This window comes from Micromonospora sp. NBC_01699, assembly GCF_036250065.1.
Lineage (GTDB): Bacteria > Actinomycetota > Actinomycetes > Mycobacteriales > Micromonosporaceae > Micromonospora_G.
The window spans coordinates 3,864,039-3,881,716 of record NZ_CP109199.1 but is presented as its reverse complement, the minus strand read 5'-3'; the positions used below and the strand labels follow the sequence as shown (position 1 = coordinate 3,881,716).

Sequence of the window (17,678 nt, the reverse complement as noted above, 5' to 3'; positions counted from 1 at the left end):
TGCGCGGTCGCCCACCCGCTGACCTGCCCGGATGGCGGGGAGGTAACAGCTACGCATCGAAGGTGTTGACGACCGGTTTCAGAAACGTACACTCCGAGTGTAATTAGTTTGGCGGGCAGACGAGGGATGACGATGACGGAGCACGGGCTCGCGCTGCACGGCATCGGGGTGCGCTTCGGTGGGCTCACCGCCCTGCACGACGTCTCGCTGCGGGTGCCCGCCGATCGGGTCGTCGGCGTGATCGGACCCAACGGCGCCGGCAAGACCACCCTGTTCAACGTGGTCTGCGGGCTGGTCCAACCGTCGACCGGCAGCCTGACGCTGGACGGACAACCACTGCGCCCACGCCCGCACCGGCTCACCCGCCTCGGCATCGCCCGCACCCTCCAGGGCGTCGGCCTGTTCGCCGGCCTCACCGTGCTGGAAAACGTCATGGCCGGTGCGACCAACTCGGCCCGCGCCGGGTTCGTCGCCGCCCTGTTCGGACTGCCGCGCAGTGACCGCGACGAACACCGGCTGCGCGAACACGCACTGACCATTCTGGACCAACTCGGCGTCGCCGACCGGGCCGGCGCCGCCCCGGGCACGCTTCCCTTCGCCGTACGCAAAAGGGTCGCCCTGGCCCGCGCGCTCGCCGCCCGACCCCGGCTGCTGCTGCTCGACGAGCCCGCCGGTGGCCTCGGCGCCGAGGACATCGACGAACTCGGCACCCTGATCCGCGACCTGCCCCGCCGCACCGAGCATCCGTGCGCGGTGCTGCTGGTCGAGCATCACATGGACCTGGTGATGGCGGTCTGCGACCAGATAGTGGTGCTCGACTTCGGCCGGGTGATCGCCGCCGGGCCACCCGAGGCGATCCGCGACGACCCGGCGGTCACCGACGCCTACCTCGGCACCGACATCACGGAAACCGGCACCGCACAGGCCGAGCCGGGGACGGTCGCAACGGGATCCACCACCGCGCGGGCGGGGCGGGGAGTGGTGGCATGAGCGCCGACGAACCGCTGCTGAGCGTGCGCGGCCTGGTCGCCGGCTACGGTGCCGCGCCGGTGCTGCGGTCGGTCGACCTGACCGTCGCGCCCGGCACCATCGCCGCCGTGCTCGGTGCCAACGGTGCCGGCAAGACCACGCTGCTGCGTACGCTGTCCGGGCTGATCCGGCCGACCGACGGCCGGATCGTCTACGACGGCGCCGACCTGCGCGGCGTCCCGGTCGAGCAACTCGTCCGCCGGGGTCTGGCCCACGTGCCGGAGGGGCGCGCAGTGGTCGCCGAGCTGAGCGTGGACGAGAACCTGCGCCTCGGCGGGCTCTGGCGGCGCGACCGGGCCGACGCCCGCGCCGCGCTCGCCGAGGTCTACGAGCTGTTCGAACCGCTGGCCCGACGGCGGCGCCACGCCGGACACCAGCTCTCCGGCGGCGAACGGCAGATGCTCGCGCTCGGCCGGGCCCTGGTCGGCCGACCCCGGCTGCTGCTGCTCGACGAACCGTCGCTCGGGCTCGCCCCACGGGTGACCGCCCAGATCATGGCGCTGCTACGCCAACTGCGCGACCGTACCGGGCTCACCGTGCTGCTGGTCGAGCAGAACGTACGCGGCGCACTCTCGGTCGCCGACCATGCCGTGGTGATGTCGCTCGGCCGGGTCGCCCTCGCCACCGGCGCCGCCGGGCTGCGCGACGACGCCGACCTGCGGCACGCCTACCTCGGATTCTGACCCGCGATCCGCACCGGATCGGACAGCTCGAACAGCTCGGAGGGAGGAAACCTTGGACCGCTTCGTGTTTCTCACGTTCGACGGGCTGGCCAGGGGAGCGGTGTACGCCGCCTTCGCCCTGGCCCTGGTACTCATCTGGCGGGCCGCCCGCATCGTCAACTTCGCCCAGGGCGCGATGGCGGTGGCCACCGCGTACGTCGCGCACAGCGTGTCGGTCGCCACCGGCTCCTACTGGATCGGCTTCGCCGCCGCGCTCGCCGCCGGACTGGTGCTCGGTGCCGTGGTGGACCTGACCGTGATGCGCTTCGTCAGCCACACGTCACCACTCAACGCGGTCATCGTCGCCCTCGGGCTGGTCCTGGTCATCCAGGCCGTGCTCGGCATCGTGTACGGCAACGAGTTCCTGCCCGCCCCGGCGCCGTTCGACCGGACCGCGTTCACCGTCGGCGGGCTGGTCCTGCTGGCCCCGTACGACCTGTTTGTCTTCGCCTCGGTCGGTGTGGTCGTGCTCGGCCTGGCCTGGATGTTCGGCCGTACCCCGGTCGGCCTGCGGATGCGGGCGGCGGCCTTCGCCCCCGAGGTGTCCCGGCTGCTCGGGGTCAACGTCGGCGGCATGCTCACCCTCGGCTGGGCGCTCGCCGCCGGGGTCGGCGCACTCGCCGGCATGCTGGTCATCCCGACCGAGTTCGGGCTGCATCCGCACGCCATGGACCTGGTCTTCGTCTCGGCGTTCACCGCGGCGGTCGTCGGCGGGCTGGACAGTCCACCGGGCGCGGTGATCGGCGGGCTGGTGGTCGGGCTGCTGCTCTCCTACGTCAGTGGGTACGTCGGCGGCGACGTCACCCCGCTCGCGGTCCTCGCCCTGCTGCTGGTGGTGCTGCTGACCCGGCCGGGCGGCCTGTTCTCCGGTGTCGCCGCGAGGCACGTGTGAACGCGCCGGCGCAGGTCACCGCCGCGCCGGCGACGACCGGGGCCGGACGGTCGACCCTGCTCCGCCACCTCGGGATCACCCTGGTCGCGGCGCTGCTCCTGGTGGCCGCCACGTACGGGCTGGAGCCGTTCCGCAACTTCCAACTCGCCACCGTCGCCGCCTACCTCTGCGCCACCGCCGGGCTGACCGTGCTCACCGGACTCAACGGGCAACTCTCCCTCGGGCACGGCGCGCTGATGGCCACCGGGGCGTACACCGTGGCGCTGACCCAGACCCGGATCGCCGACACCGGCGCCACCTCCGGCTGGCTGCTCGCGGTGTCGCTGCTCACCGCGGTCGTCGTCACGGTCGCCGTCGGCGCGGTGATCGGGCTGGCCGCCGCCCGGCTGCGGGGACCGTACCTGGCCGGTCTGACGCTGGCCGTCGCGGTGGTGGTGCCGGCGGTGGCGATCACCTTCGACGAGGTGCTCGGCGGCGAACAGGGACTGTCGGTGCCGGTCGCGCCCCCACCGCTCGCGCTCGGCCCCTACTTCCCCTACGAACGCTGGCAGGCTTGGCTGGCCGGTGCCGTCACCCTGTTGACCATGCTGCTGCTGGCGAACCTGGTCCGCAGCCGGTTCGGCCGCTCGGTGCGGGCGGTCCGGGACGACGAGGTCGCCGCCCGGCTCGCCGGAATCCACGTCGCCCGGACCCAGGTGCTGGCGTTCGTGGTCAGCGCCGGTTGCGCCGGACTCGGCGGCGGTCTGCTGGCGGTGCTGGCACAGAGTGTCTCACCGGGGGCGTTCTCGCTGACCCTGTCGCTGTTCCTGCTGATGGCGATCGTGATCGGCGGGCTGGGCAGCCTCGCCGGCGCGGTCTGGGGGGCGGTGCTGCTGGTCGCGCTGCCCGACCTCACCCACTCGCTGACCGAGCTGTTCACGCTGTCGCCCTCGGTGGCGCAGCGGTGGGAGGGCAACCTTCCGCTGGCGATCTTCGGAGTCACGTTGATCGTCGTCATGATCGCCGCTCCGGGCGGCATCCAGGGGCTGCTGACCCGGATCGGGCGCGCGCTGCCCGGTCGGCGGCGCTGACCGGCGCCGCCCGTACCACTACTACCACCACACCAGCGGCACACACCGTCAGATTGAACCGGACCGAGAAAGGTCGGTGCCTCCCATGATGCAACGTTTCGTACGACGCGGTCTCGTGATCGCCACCTCGCTCACCCTGCTCGTCACCAGCGCCGCGTGCAGCGACGACGGCGGCTCGGGCGGGAGCGGGGCACCCGTACCCGGCGTCACCGACACCGAGCTAGTCGTCGGTACGCACATGCCGCTGACCGGCCCGGCGTCGGCCGGCTACGCGAGCATCGCACCGGCGACGAAGGCGTACTTCGACTACGTCAACGCCAGCGGCGGGGTGCACGGTCGGAAGATCACCTACAAGATCATGGACGACGGCTACAACCCGGCCAACACCCAGCAGGTGGTCCGCCAGCTCGTGTTGCAGGACAAGGTGTTCGCCGTACTCAACGGGCTCGGTACGCCGACCCACACCGGGGTGCTCGACTTCCTCAGGAGCAACCGGGTGCCGGACCTCTTCGTCGCCTCCGGCAGCCGGAGTTGGGACCAGCCGGAGAAGTACCCGTCGACGTTCGGGTACAACACCGACTACACCGTCGAGGGAAAGATCCTGGCGAACCACATCAAGACCAACCTCGCCGGGCAGAAGGTCTGTCTCCTCGGCCAGGACGACGACTTCGGCCGGGACACCCTCGCCGGGGTGGAGAAGATCCTCGGCGCCGCCGGGGTCGCGGCCAAGCAGACGTACGTCACCAGCAACACCAACGTCGCCCCGCAGATCGGCGCGTTCAAGGCGGCCGGTTGCCAGGTAGTGGTGCTGGCGACCGTACCGGGCTTCACCGCGCTGTCCATCGGCACCGCCGCCCGGCTCGCCTTCAAACCACAGTGGATCGTCTCCAACGTCGGCGCCGACTACAACACCGTCGCCAAGTCGCTCGGCGCCGCCGCACCGCTGCTCGAAGGCATGGTCGGGTCGAACTACATGCCGATGAACAACGACGCCGCCAACCCGTGGATCCAGCTGTTCACGAAGGTGAACCAGTCGCACAACGGCGGTGCCCCGTTCGACGGCAACACCGTTTACGGCATGTCGGTCGGCTACCTGTTCGTGCAGGCACTGCTCGCCGCCGGTAAGGACCTGACCCGCGAGTCGCTGATCGCGGCGGTGGAGACGGGCGGTTTCCAGGGGCCGGGCCTGGCCCCGTTGCGGTTCTCCGAGACCGACCACTCCGGCTACGGCGGGGCGCGGCTGAGCCGGGTCACCGGCGGGGTGCAGAGCTACTTCGGCCCGACGTACGAGACGGACGAGGCGGACGGCCCGGTCAACGAGTACACCGTGGCCCCGGCCACACCGCCGACGAACGGGATCCCGTCCACCTCCTGACCGCTTCGTCCACGACTCGGTACCGCTGGTTCAAGTCGAACCCGGACCGAGTCACCGGGGCTCCGGGGGTGGTCCGGCTTGGCCCGGACCACCCCCGGACCGGGTCAGCTGGCCTGCAACGTCACGTCGTCGACGACGAAGCTGGTCTGGAGCGAGGAGTCCTCGGTGCCGTTGAACCGCAGGGTGACGGTCTGTCCGGCGTACGCCCCGACGTTGAACGTCCGGAGCTGGTAGCCGGCGGCCGCGTTCAGGTTCGAGTACGTGACCAGCGTGGTGGTGTTGACCTGCACGGTGAGCCGGTCGTACACGGTGGACGTGGTGGTCTCGGCCGTGTCGATGTGCAGGTAGAAGCCGAGTGTGTACGTCGAGCAGCCGGCCGGCACGGTCACCGACTGGGTCAGCGTCTCGGTACGGGTGGTGCCGTTGCCGCCGAGCCACGCCTTGTACGAGCCGCCGTGCGCCGGCTGGCTGGCCGAGTTGGTGATCACGCCGCTGGTGGCGGTCCACGGGGTGGTGCCGCTCTCGAAGCCGCCGTTGCCGACGACCTGCCCGCCGGTGCAGCTCCCGCCGCCGGTGATGGTGACGGTGTAGGTGGCGGTACGGGTGACCGAACCGGTGCCGGTGACCGTGATGTTGTACGTGCCGGTGGGCGCGCTGGCCGAGGCGTTGACGGTCAGCGTGGCGGAGCCGCCGGAGGTGACCGACGACGGGCTGAACGACACCGTCACGCCGGAGGGCGCGCCGGAGGCGGACAGGCTGACCGTCTGGGCGCTACCGGAGGTGGTGGCCGTCGACACCGTGGCGGTGGTCGAACCGCCCCGGGCGACGCTGCCGGAGGTCGGGGCCACGGCGACCGAGAAGTCGTTGGTCGGGGTGCCGGTGCCGACCGCGAGCTGCCAGATCGCGTACGCGATTCCGTCCGCACTGCGGTTGAGGACGGTGGCACTGATGTTGCTGGTGGTGTCGCAGGCGCGGTGGTAGCAGGGGTCGTACGCCGATCCCGACGTGCCGCCCCACTTGGTGGCCTGCGCGGCGGTCTTGCGGGCGCTGGCACCGGCGGCGTAGCCGGACGTCTGGATGCCGCCCTGCTGGAACGAGTAGTCGTCGGAGCGGCCCTGGCCCTCGACGTTCTCCTCCGGCTGGAGCCCGAGCGAGTCCCAGTACGCCTTCAGCGGCGCGGCGGTGGCCGAGGTGATGCGGTTGATGAAGTACCCGCCGTTGGTCGAGCCGACCATGTCGAAGTTGTAGTACCCCTTGATGTAGCCGCGCTGGGTCGCGGTGAGCGACCGGACGTAGAAGTCGGAGCCGTTGAGGCCCTGCTCCTCGTCGGTCCACCAGGCGAACCGGACCCGCTTGGTCATGGTCGGGTTCTGCTGGGCCAGTACCAGCGCGTTCTCCAACAGGGAGGACGAGCCGGAGGCGTTGTCGTTGATCCCCGGGCCGGCCGAGACGCCGTCGAGGTGGGAGCCGAACATGACCACCTGGTCGGCCGGTCCGCCGGGCCACTCGGCGATCAGGTTGTTCGACGGGTAGGTGCAGTCCGTGCAGCGCTGCTCGGTGACGGTGTAGCCGGCCGCCTGGAGCCTGTCCTTCACGTAGCTGACCGAGGCGGTGTAGCCGGCCGACCCGGCCCGGCGGTTGCCGCCGTTCGAGGTGGCGATCGTGTTGAACTGGGTCAGGTGCGCCTGGACGTTCGCGACCGCGATGTCCGGCGCCGCCGCCACCGACACGGGCGGCGCGGCGAGCGGCGACGCGGACGCCGGCGACGCGGCCGGCGTCACCGTCAGCCCGGTGAAGACAGCGAGCGCGACTGCGGTGGTCAGCGTTCTGCGTCTCATGGAGACTCCTCGGGGGGATCGACGGACGGTCCGCCCGGTGGGGCCGGACGCCGTCGGATCGGTTGGGGGTTACGGGGTCGGCGCGGCTCCGGGTGGAGGGCGCGTCGCCCACCGGGTGAGACAATCGCACGCGTCAATGGAATAGGTCAACAGCCGATCTACTAGGTCAACAATCGCCCGTACGGGGGTGTCCCGACGACGCGGGCGGGTCAGCTCGGGAGGTCCTGTGACAGTTTTCGCCACCGACGACACCACCCGCGGCGACGGTGAGAGCGCCGCCGGTGTACCGGCCGGCGGGAAGCCGGTGGAATCGGTGCTGCCGGAGCTGCGCAGCACCTGGTGGGAGAGCGGCATCCGGGCTCGCGCCGACGCCGGTCTGCTCGCCGTCTTCGCCGAACTGCCCCGCCTGGTCGCCAGGGCGATCCGGGTCAGCTGGCGCGCCGACCGGATCCGTACCTCGGTTGTCGCCGCCACGACGGTCGGTGCCGGGGCGATGGCCGCCTTCGGTCTGCTGGCCACCCAGCGGGTGCTGGTCGAGCTGTTCGCGGGCGGCCCGACGCCGGACCGGGTCGCCGCCGCGCTGCCCGCGCTCGCCCTGCTCGCCGCGGCGACCGCCGTCCGCGCCGGCCTGGGCATCACCACCGGGTACGCCCAGAACGGCCTCACCCCTCGGGTCAGCCGCGAGGTCGAGCGCGGCCTGTTCGAGGTCACCACCCTGGTCCGGCTGGACGCCTTCGACGAGGACGCGTTCGCCGACGACATGGAACGCGCCTCCCGGGGCACCAACTCGGCGATCGCGCTCGTGCAGGGTGCGGTGAACCTGATGGCCGGACTGGTCGGCCTGCTCGCCGTGACCGTCGCGGTGATCGTGATCCACCCGCTGTTGCTGATCGCGCTGCTGGTGGCGACCCTGCCGGGCGCCTGGGCGTCGCTGCGCGCCGGACACCAGCGCTACCAGACCTACATCGCCGGGTCGGTGCGCCGCCGCCGGCTGTGGATCCTGCACCGGCTGATGGCCGAGCGCGCCTCCGCCCCGGAGCTGCGCACGTACGGGCTGCGCGGGTTCCTGCTCGACCAGTACGACCGGGTCATGGGCGTGGAGACCGACATCCAGATAGCGCTGGCCCGGAAGGTCACGACCACCACCAGCATCGGCTCGGTGATCGGCGGGCTGGCCACCGCGGTGGTGTACGTCCTGCTCGGTGTCCTGCTGATGGACGGACAGATCCCGTTGGCGGCCGCGGCGACGTGCGTGATCGCGGTGCAGGCCGCCCAGCGCTCGTTGGGCACGGTCACCACCCAGGTGGACCGGATCTACACCGACGGCCAGCACTTCGGTGACTACACCGGATTCATGAAACGGGCGGCGAACTACCTGCCCGTCACCGGTGGCGGTGCGCCGGTCAGCCCGTTGACGGAGCTCGCCGTACGCGGGGTGAGCCTGCGTTATCCGGAGCGCGCCGACCCGGCGGTGGACGACGTGACGCTGACGATCCGGGCCGGACAGACGGTGGCGTTCGTCGGGGAGAACGGATCGGGCAAGACGACCCTGGCCGCCATGATCGCGGGCCTGCGGGTCCCGAGCGCCGGCAGTATCGAGTGGAACGGTCGGCCGCTGGCCGAGTGGGATCCGGCGGGGCTGCGCTTCCGGATCGCCGTGGTGACCCAGGAGTACCACCGGTGGCCGTTCACCGTGGCCACCAACATCGCCATCGGCGACGTCGAGACCGAGCCCCGGCAGGACAGGATCGAGCTCGCCGCGCGGCGGGCGGTCGCCCACGAGATGATCCGCGACCTACCGCACGGGTACGAGACGCTGCTGGACCGTACGTTCGCCAACGGCCAGGACCTCTCCGGTGGACAGTGGCAGCGGGTCACGGCGGCACGGGGCTTCCTCCGCGAGGCCGAGCTACTGATCATGGATGAGCCGTCCTCGGCCCTGGACCCGCGCGCCGAGGACGCTCTCTTCCAGGCGATCCGGGACCGGCAGGGCCGGGCGACCACGATCCTGATCACTCACCGGCTGGCCAACGTACGGCACGCCGACCGGATCTTCGTCCTGCACGACGGTGCCCTGGTCGAGTCCGGCAGCCACGACGAACTGGTGTCCGCCGGCGGCCGGTACGCCGAGCTGTTCGCGTTGCAGGCCGCCGGCTACCGGGCACCCGGCTCGGCCCAAGGGTAGGGCGGGCCCCGTCGCGTGATTGACGCGTCGACCGGCCCGCTCCTACTATTAGCACTGTGAATGCATATTCTGCTGGCCGGTCGGCCCGGTCCGCCGGCCGGTCCGGATGACCGCCGGCGGAATGACCGCCACCGGACTGGAACTGGCCGGTGCCGGGGTGGTCGTGACCGGCGCCGGCTCCGGCATCGGCGCAGCCCTCGCCACCCGGTTCGCCGCCGCCGGGGCCCGGGTCGTCGTCAACGACCTCGACGCCACGGCCGCCCGCACCGTCGCCGACCGGATCGGGGGCCACGCCGCGCCGGGCGACGCCGCCGACCCGGCCGAGGTCGCCCGGCTGGTCGAGATCGCGTACGGGCGGCTCGGGCGGATCGACCTGTTCTGCGCCAACGCCGGGGTGGCACCCGGCGGCGGGGTGGACGCCGACCCCGACGCCTGGGACTCCGCCTGGCGGGTGAACGTGCTCGCCCACGTGCACGCCGCCCGCGCGTTGCTGCCGTACTGGCTGGCGGCGGGGCGGGGCCGGCTGGTGGTGACCGCCTCGGCGGCCGGACTGCTCACCCTGCTCGGCAACGCCCCGTACTCGGTCAGCAAACACGCGGCACTCGGCTTCGCCGAATGGCTGCGCGCCACGTACGCCCACCGGGGGATCACCGTCCAGGCGCTCTGCCCGCAGGGAGTGCGTACGCCCATGCTGGCCGGCGGCGACGGCCAGCTCGACGCCGACGCGCTCGACCCCGCACAGGTGGCCGACTGCGTGGTGGCGGCGCTCGACGGCGACGGGTTCCTGATCCTGCCGCACCCCGAGGTGGCCACCTTCTACACCCGGCGGGCCACCGACCCGGACCGGTGGCTGCGCGCGATGAACCGCGTACAGCAGGGTCTCGACGCGGCGGCCGACGGCCGGTGAGCGACCCACGCGGCGGCGACCGACCACGGCCCGGCGGACCACCGGCAGCTGCGGTGCTGCCCGGACTCGACCTGGGTCGGCTGCGCGCGCATCTCGACCGGACCGCGCCCGACCTGGTCACCGGCCCGCTGCGCGGCGCGGTGCTGGCCGGCGGCAGGTCCAACCTGAGCTACGAGGTGACCGACGGCCGGACCCGGTTCGTGGTCCGCCGACCACCGCTGGGCCACGTGCTCGCCACCGCCCACGACATGGGCCGCGAGTACCGGGTGCAGCGGGCCCTCGCGCCGACCCCGGTACCGGTGCCGAGGGTCCTGCTGCACTGCGCCGACCCGGACGTCATCGGCGCACCGTTCTACCTCATGCGCTACGTCCGGGGACGGGTCTACCGGGTGCCGGCCGAGCTCACCGCCCCCGGTCCGGCCGCCGTCGCCGGGCTCGCCCGGTCGCTCGTGCGTACCCTCGGCGACCTGCACGCCGTGGCACCCGACCGGGTCGGGCTGGCCGACTTCGGTCGCCCGGACGGGTTCACCGCCCGGCAGGTGCGCCGGTGGAAGACCCAACTCGACGCCTCCCGCAGCCGGGACCTGCCCGGCATCGAGGAACTGCACCACCGGCTCGCCGCCGCCGTACCGGCGGCGGGAGACGCCACGGTCGTGCACGGTGACTTCCGGTTGGACAACGCGGTGGTCGGACCGGACGGCGAGATCCGGGCGGTGCTCGACTGGGAGATGTCCACCCTCGGCGACCCGCTCACCGACCTCGGCCTGCTGCTGGTCTACTCGGCCCGGCTGCACGCGCCCGGCTGGCCCACCCCGGCCGAACTCGCCGCCGACTACGCCGACCGCACCGGCCGGGACGTGAGCGACCTGGACTGGTACGTCGCCTTCGCCTCGTTCAAGCTCGCCGTGATCCTCGAAGGCGTGCACTACCGCTACGTACGCGGACAGACCGTCGGCGCCGGATTCGACCGGGTCGGCGAACGGGTCCCGCCGCTGATCGCGGCCGGCCTGAGCACACTGGGAGGAAGCTGATGGACTTCGGCCTGGACGACACCACCGTCCGGATGCGCGGGCGGCTGCTCGACTTCATGACCGAGCGGATCTACCCGGCCGAGGCCGAGTTCGCCGAACAGGTCGCCACCGGCGACCCGTGGACCAGACCACCGGTGGTCGACCGGCTCGCCGTCGAGGCCCGTCGACGCGGGCTGTGGAACCTGTTCCTGCCCGGCGAGCACGGCGCCGGCCTGACCAACCTCCAGTACGCCCCGCTGGCCGAGATCATCGGCCGCAGCCCCGGCCTGGCCCCGGCCGCCCTCAACTGCGCCGCCCCGGACACCGGCAACATGGAACTGCTGGCCGAGTTCGGCACCGCCGAGCAGCGCGAACGATGGCTGACCCCGCTGCTCGACGGGCGGATCCGGTCCGCGTTCGCGATGACCGAACCCGACGTCGCCTCGTCCGACGCCACCAACATCGCCACCCGGATCGAGCGCGACGGCGACGACTACGTGGTCAACGGACGGAAGTGGTTCGTCACCGGGGCGATGAACCCGCGCTGCGAGATCTTCGTCGTGCTGGGTCGTACCGACCCGGACGGGCCGAGGCACCGGCGGCACAGCCAGCTCCTGGTGCCCCGGGACACAGCCGGCGTGACGGTCCGGCGGGGCATGCGGGTGTTCGGCTACGACGACGGCGACCACGGTGGACACGCCGAGATCGACTTCGTCGACGTACGGGTGCCGGTGGGGAACCTGGTCGGGGCGCCGGGGGACGGGTTCGCGATCTCGCAGGCCCGGCTCGGCCCCGGTCGGGTGCACCACTGCATGCGCCTGATCGGCATGGCCGAACGGGCGCTGGAGCTGATGTGCCGGCGGGTCGGCGCCCGGCAGGCGTTCGGTGGCCCGCTCGCCGACCAGGGGGTGATCCAGGACTGGATCGCCGAGTCGCGGGTCCGGATCGAACAGGCCCGGCTGCTGGTGCTCAAGACCGCGTGGCTGATGGACACTGTCGGTAACCGGCAGGCGCACACCGAGATCCAGGCGATCAAGATCGTCGTACCGGGGGCGGTCGAGTGGATCCTCGACCGGGCGATCCAGGCCCACGGTGCGGCCGGCGTCGGCCAGGACTTCCCGCTGGCCGCGATGTGGGCCAGGGCCCGGACGATCAGGATCGCCGACGGCCCCGACGAGGTGCACCGCCGCTCGCTCGCCCGTCGGGAACTGCGCCGCCACCTGCCGGCGGTGTCCTGACCGCTGGCTACACTCTGCGTGCATGATCTTGCTCTCGATCGTCGGGGCAGAGGGGGAGTGGCGGGATGGGCCAGGCGGACGTACCGGTTCGGGTCGACGGGCGGACCGCGCGCGCGGAACGGACCCGGGCGGCGATCGTCGAGGCGCACCTCGTGCTCATCTCCGAGGGGGACCTGCGGCCGACCGGGGAGCGGATCGCCGAGCGGGCCGGGGTGTCGCTGCGTACCCTCTGGACGAACTTCAAGGACATGGAGACGCTTTTTGAGGCCAGCGGCGAGCGGGTGCTGCACCAGCAGGACGCCGCGTACCGGCCGATCTCGCCGGACCTGCCGCTGGCCAAGCGGGTCGACGCCTACTGCCGGCAACGGGCCCGGCTGCTCCAGTTGATCGCCCCGTCGGCGCGGGCCGCGCAGATGCGCGAACCGGTCTCCGCCCAGATCCATCGCAACCGGCTCAAACACATCGACCGGGTACGCGACGAGGTGCTCGACCTGTTCGCCGCCGAACTCGACCGGGCCGGGGCCGGCCGGGAGGAACTGGTCAATGCCCTGGTGGCGGCGAGCATGTGGCCGGCGTGGTCGATGCTGCGCGACGGGCTCGGGCTGGGTGTCGACCGGGCCCGAGCCGTGATGGCCCGTACGGTGCTGGCCCTGCTGGCCGACCCGAAGCCGTCCTGACCCGAGCCGTTCCCCACCCGTGAAACGACCGGGTCACCAAACTCTTTCCAACTCGTTACCCATAGGTAACACTGAATCCATGGTTACTGCATCGACAGTGCAAATAACCACCCTTCGTGGCCGGACCGCCGAGCGGCAGGCGGTCGCCGGTCTGCTCGACCGGGCCGCCCACGGCAACGGCGGCGCGCTGCTCTTCCACGGTCCACCGGGAACGGGCAAGACCGCTCTGCTCGCCTACGCGCGGGCGATCGCCACCGACGTCACCGTCCTGGCCGCCACCGGGCTGGCCGAGGAGACCGGCCTCGCGTACGCCGGGTTGCAGCGGCTGGTCGAGCCGGTCTCCGACCACGCCGCGACCCTGCCCGGCGCGCTCGGCCGGATCCTCGCTCGGGCCGTCGCCGGCGGCGGCTGCCCCACGCCGGACCGGTTCGCCCTGGCCATCGCGGTACACGGCCTGCTCGTCGCCGCCGCCCGGCACCGGCCGGTGCTGTGCACCGTCGACGACGTCGACCTGCTCGACCAGCCGTCGATCGACGCGTTGACCTTCGCCGCCCGGCGACTGCGCGACCAACCGGTCGCCGTCGTCCTCGGCGCCGGCCAGGACACCCTGCCCGGCGGCATTCCCGCCCGGCACCTCGGCGGCCTGGACGACGCCACCAGCGCCGAACTCCTCGCCGACCTGCTCCCCGAGCGGCTGCCCGCCCCGGTCGCCGCCGCCCTCGTCACGCTCGCCGCCGGCAATCCGCAGGCGCTCGCCGACCTCGCCGCCGCGCTCACCACCGCGCAGCGACGCGGCGACGAACCGCCACCGGCGGCGCTCGCCCCGGACAGCGTGCTGCGCCAGCGCTACCGCCGCCGGCTGGCCGGACTGCCGCCGGACACCCGATGGCTGCTCCTGCTCGCCGCGCTCGACGCCGAACCGGACCCGGCCACCCTGGTCCGGGCCGCCCGGCAATCCGGGATGGTGATCGACGCGCTCACCCCGGCCGAGCTGACCGGGCTGGTCCGGGTCGACGCACACCGGGTCCACTTCGCCCACCCACTGGTACGGGCCATCGTGCACGACGAGGCGCCGCTGGCCCAGCGGCGTACCGGCCACCTGCGGCTGGCCGGGGTGCTCGACGGTGAGCGCAACCGGCTGCGCCGCGCGGTCCACCTCGCCGCCGCGGCGGAGGGTCCCGATCCGGCCCTCGCCGCCGAACTGGAATGGGCCGCCACCGGCGGCGCGAGTGGTTACCCGACCGCGTCGGCGGCGCTGGAGCGAGCCGCGCAACTGACCACCGAACCGGCCCTCGCCGCCAGCCGGATGGCGACCGCCGCCCGCTACGCCTGGCTGGCCGGTGACCCCCGCCGAGCCCGGGAACTGCTGTGTGGACTGGCCTGCGGGTCGGCCGGGCGGTCCGGCGTACCGTCGCCCGACTCGCTCGTGCCGGAGGTGCCCGGAGCGGTCGCGGTCGGACCGGAGCTGCTCGGCCCGGTGCAACTCCTGCGCGGCGAGATGGAACTGCGCTCCGGGTCGGCGGGCGCGGCGATCGAGATCCTGCTGACCGCCGCGGACCTGCTCGCCGACCACCGGCCCGACCTCGCGCTCACCGCCCTGGTCCGGGCTGGCGAGGCGGCCAACTTCGCCGGTGACGACAGCCGCTTCACCGACCTCGTGCACCGCGCGACCGCGCTGCGCCATCCGGTCCGGTCACCGGTCACCGAGCTGATGGTCGACCACCTGCTCGGCTTCGGCGCGATGCTGCGCGGTGACCACCACCGGGCGATGCCGGCGTTGCGTCGGGTCGTCGCGCTCGCCAACCGGCTCGACGACGCGGCCGCACTCGCCGTGGCGAGCGCGGACAGCCTGCTGCTGGCCGACGACCGGACCGCCCACCGGTCGGCCAACCGCGCGGCGGAACTGGCCCGGCTGACCGGGCAGGTCGCGCTGCTGCCCAGGGTGCTGGAACTGCGCGCGTGTGCGGAGTACTGGCTCGGCCCGGACGAGGCGGCGACCGAGACCGCCCGGGAGGGACTGCGCACGGCGCGGAACACCGGGCAGGACAACTGCGCCGCCACCCACCTGGGTCTGCTCGCGGTCTTCGCCGCGATCGCCGGGGACCACCGGGCCTGTGCCGGCTGGGTGGCGCAGTTGGGGGAGGGGCCGGACGGCGAGAGCCGGCCCAGGGCGCTGGCCCAGTGGGCGCTGGGCGTACTCGACCTGAGCGCCGGGCGGTGCGACGACGCGCTCGCCCGGTTGGCCGCACTCGCCGACCCGCTCACCGGGCGCGGGCAACTGCTCATCCAGATGATGGCCCTGCCCTACCTGGTCGAGGCGGCCGCCCGGTGCGGCGACCGGACCCCGGCACTCGCCCCGCTGGCGGTCTTCGACGGTTGGGCCGACGACACCGGTGATCCCGCTCGCCGCGCCCTGTCGGCCCGGTGCCACGCCCTGCTGGCCCCGCGCGGCAGCGACGAGGCGGAGCAGGGCTTCCGTACGGCGTTGCTGCTGCACCCGGCCAACGGCTCGGAGTTCGAACGGGCGCGTACGGAGCTGTTGTTCGGCAAGGAGCTGCGGCGTGGTCGGCGACCCCGGGACGCGCGGGAGCACCTGCACAGCGCCCGGCAGGCGTTCGTGCACCTGGGTGCGGAGGTCTGGGCGACACAGGCGGGTGCCGAACTGCGGGCGGCGGGGGAGGCGGTCGAGGCGTCGGCGGTGCCGGTGACCCGGGCGCTGACCGCGCAGCAGTTGCAGATCGCCCGGTTGGTGGCCGACGGCGCGACCAACCGTGAGGTGGCGGCCCGGCTGTTCCTGTCCACCCGTACGGTCGACCACCACATGCGCAACATCTTCAGCCGGCTCGGCATCCGCTCCCGGATCGACCTGGTACGCGCCCTGTCCTAGGGCCCGACGGTCGGTGTCGAGGGAGTATCGGTCCCGGGCCGCTATATACTGGGCACGCGCCCCACGGGGCGCGGCCCGGGTCGAGAGGCGCTGCGACGGATTCCATCCGCCACGCTCGACCTGAGGCCAGGCACAAGGGCGCCTCCGAGCAGGAGGTGCCCTTTTTGGCATCTTCTGCCGCGCCGTGGACCACGGTCACCGCGGCGCCGTACCGGTCGGACCCCCATCCGACCGACCTCCAGGCATTCCGGAGTTACGGAAGAGGAATCCATGAACGTCAGACGGCAAGAGATCAACGGTGTCGACTTCGCGGTGGCGGACCTGTCGCTCGCCACGGCCGGTCGGCACCAGATGCGCCTGGCCGAACACGAGATGCCCGGTCTGATGGCGATCCGGCGCGAGTTCGCCGACGCCCAGCCGCTGCGCGGGGCACGGGTCGCCGGCTCGCTGCACATGACCATCCAGACCGCCGTGCTGATCGAGACCCTCGTCGCGCTCGGCGCGCAGGTCCGCTGGGTGTCCTGCAACATCTTCTCCACCCAGGACGAGGCCGCCGCGGCGGTCGTCGTCGGCCCCGGCGGTACGGTCGAGGCGCCCGTCGGTACGCCGGTGTTCGCCTGGAAGGGCGAGACCCTGGAGGAGTACTGGTGGTGCACCATGCAGCTGTTCGACTTCGGCGACGGGCAGGGCCCGAACATGATCGTCGATGACGGCGGTGACGCCACCCTGCTCGTACACAAGGGTTTCGAGTACGAGAAGACCGGTGCCGTACCGCTGCCCGACTCCGACGACCACATCGAGTACAAGCTCATCTTGCAGACCCTGGCCGACAGCCTGGCCACCGACAACCAGCGGTTCACCCGGGTTGTCGGCCAGATGCGCGGCGTCACCGAGGAGACCACCAACGGTGTCGGTCGGCTCTACCGGCTCGCCCGGAGCGGTCAACTGCTGTTCCCCGCGATCAACGTCAACGACTCGGTGACCAAGTCGAAGTTCGACAACAAGTACGGCATCCGGCACTCGCTCGCCGACGGCCTCAACCGGGCCACTGACGTGATGCTCGGCGGCAAGCTCGCCGTCGTCTGCGGCTACGGCGACGTGGGCAAGGGCGCCGCCGAGTCGCTGCGCGGCCAGGGTGCCCGGGTGGTGGTCACCGAGATCGACCCGATCTGCGCCCTCCAGGCCGCGATGGAGGGCCTCCAGGTGGTCGAGCTGGAGGACGTGGTGTCGACCGGGGACATCTTCATCACCACCACCGGGGGCACCGACATCATCATGGCCGAGCACATGGCCAAGATGAAGCACAACGCGATCGTCGGCAACGTCGGCCACTTCGACCTTGAGGTGGACATGGCCGGCCTGGCCCGGATTCCGGGCATCGAGCGGGTGGAGATCAAGCCCCAGGTGCACGAGTGGCGGTTCCCGGACGGGCACTCGATCATCCTCCTGTCCGAGGGGCGGCTGATGAACCTCGGCAACGCCACCGGCCACCCGAGCTTCGTCATGTCCAACTCGTTCACCAACCAGGCGATGGCGCAGATCGAGCTGTTCACCAAGCCCGGCGAGTACGCCAACGACGTCTACGTGCTGCCGAAGCACCTGGACGAGAAGGTGGCCCGGCTGCACCTGGACGCGCTCGGGGTACGGCTGACCACGCTGACGAAGAAGCAGGCCGAGTACCTCAGCGTCGATGTCGAGGGGCCGTACAAGGCGGACCACTACCGGTACTGACCCCGACCCGTCCCGCCCCGGGTGCCGTCGAGTACGGCTCCCGGGGCGGGTCTTTTCCATCAACCGCCACCTGCCGCGACCGGCATTGCGCGACCCTGATACCTAGAACTACTATGC

Annotated in this window: 13 protein-coding genes; 12 read left to right on the top strand and 1 reads right to left on the bottom strand. The window is 72.2% G+C overall.

The features are described 5' to 3' along the window. Positions 1–132: 132 nt before the first annotated feature. From OG792_RS16945 to OG792_RS16925, 5 genes are all read left to right on the top strand, one after another. The gene (locus OG792_RS16945; protein WP_329110712.1) at positions 133–990 is read left to right on the top strand and encodes an ABC transporter ATP-binding protein; all 858 of its coding nucleotides are present in this window, start codon (positions 133–135) and stop codon (positions 988–990) included. After that, positions 987–1,712, top strand: a complete 726-nt coding sequence (locus OG792_RS16940) for an ABC transporter ATP-binding protein (protein ID WP_329110710.1) — start codon at positions 987–989, stop codon at positions 1,710–1,712. The genes OG792_RS16945 and OG792_RS16940 overlap by 4 nt, the downstream gene beginning before the upstream one ends. Positions 1,713–1,764: 52 nt before the next feature. After that, a complete protein-coding gene (locus OG792_RS16935; RefSeq protein WP_329110708.1) occupies positions 1,765–2,643 on the top strand; it encodes a branched-chain amino acid ABC transporter permease in 879 nt (292 codons plus the stop codon). Then, positions 2,640–3,713, top strand: a complete 1,074-nt coding sequence (locus OG792_RS16930; protein WP_329110706.1) for a branched-chain amino acid ABC transporter permease — start codon at positions 2,640–2,642, stop codon at positions 3,711–3,713. Before OG792_RS16935 ends, OG792_RS16930 begins: the two co-directional genes overlap by 4 nt. An 88-nt stretch (positions 3,714–3,801) precedes the next feature. Then, positions 3,802–5,088 carry an ABC transporter substrate-binding protein gene (locus OG792_RS16925; protein ID WP_329111304.1) on the top strand — a complete coding sequence of 429 codons (1,287 nt, stop codon included), beginning with the start codon at positions 3,802–3,804 and terminating at the stop codon, positions 5,086–5,088. Positions 5,089–5,192: 104 nt separating this feature from the next. Here the strand turns inward: OG792_RS16925 and OG792_RS16920 are convergent, their stop codons facing one another. Next, positions 5,193–6,926, bottom strand: coding sequence for a M28 family peptidase (locus OG792_RS16920; protein WP_329110704.1), 1,734 nt, complete (start codon positions 6,924–6,926; stop codon positions 5,193–5,195). 304 nt (positions 6,927–7,230) lie between these two features. On the opposite strand from OG792_RS16920, the gene OG792_RS16915 reads away from it, so the two are divergent. From OG792_RS16915 to ahcY, 7 genes are all read left to right on the top strand, one after another. Then, positions 7,231–9,111 carry an ABC transporter ATP-binding protein gene (locus OG792_RS16915; protein ID WP_329111303.1) on the top strand — a complete coding sequence of 627 codons (1,881 nt, stop codon included), beginning with the start codon at positions 7,231–7,233 and terminating at the stop codon, positions 9,109–9,111. 136 nt (positions 9,112–9,247) lie between these two features. After that, on the top strand, positions 9,248–10,018 hold the full coding sequence (locus OG792_RS16910; RefSeq protein ID WP_442932479.1) for an SDR family NAD(P)-dependent oxidoreductase: 771 nt from the start codon (positions 9,248–9,250) through the stop codon (positions 10,016–10,018). Next, a complete protein-coding gene (locus OG792_RS16905) occupies positions 10,015–11,049 on the top strand; it encodes a phosphotransferase family protein (protein WP_442932428.1) in 1,035 nt (344 codons plus the stop codon). The genes OG792_RS16910 and OG792_RS16905 overlap by 4 nt, the downstream gene beginning before the upstream one ends. Next, positions 11,049–12,266 carry an acyl-CoA dehydrogenase family protein gene (locus tag OG792_RS16900; RefSeq protein ID WP_329110700.1) on the top strand — a complete coding sequence of 406 codons (1,218 nt, stop codon included), beginning with the start codon at positions 11,049–11,051 and terminating at the stop codon, positions 12,264–12,266. The genes OG792_RS16905 and OG792_RS16900 overlap by 1 nt, the downstream gene beginning before the upstream one ends. Before the next feature lie 65 nt (positions 12,267–12,331). Further along, positions 12,332–12,943 (top strand): TetR/AcrR family transcriptional regulator, encoded by a 612-nt coding sequence (locus OG792_RS16895; protein ID WP_329110698.1) that lies wholly within the window; start codon positions 12,332–12,334, stop codon positions 12,941–12,943. Positions 12,944–13,022: 79 nt separating this feature from the next. Beyond that, entirely contained in the window at positions 13,023–15,830 is a 2,808-nt protein-coding gene (locus tag OG792_RS16890; protein ID WP_329110697.1) for a helix-turn-helix transcriptional regulator, read from the top strand. 270 nt (positions 15,831–16,100) lie between these two features. After that, positions 16,101–17,561 carry an adenosylhomocysteinase gene (gene ahcY / locus OG792_RS16885; protein ID WP_329110696.1) on the top strand — a complete coding sequence of 487 codons (1,461 nt, stop codon included), beginning with the start codon at positions 16,101–16,103 and terminating at the stop codon, positions 17,559–17,561. Positions 17,562–17,678: the final 117 nt, after the last annotated feature.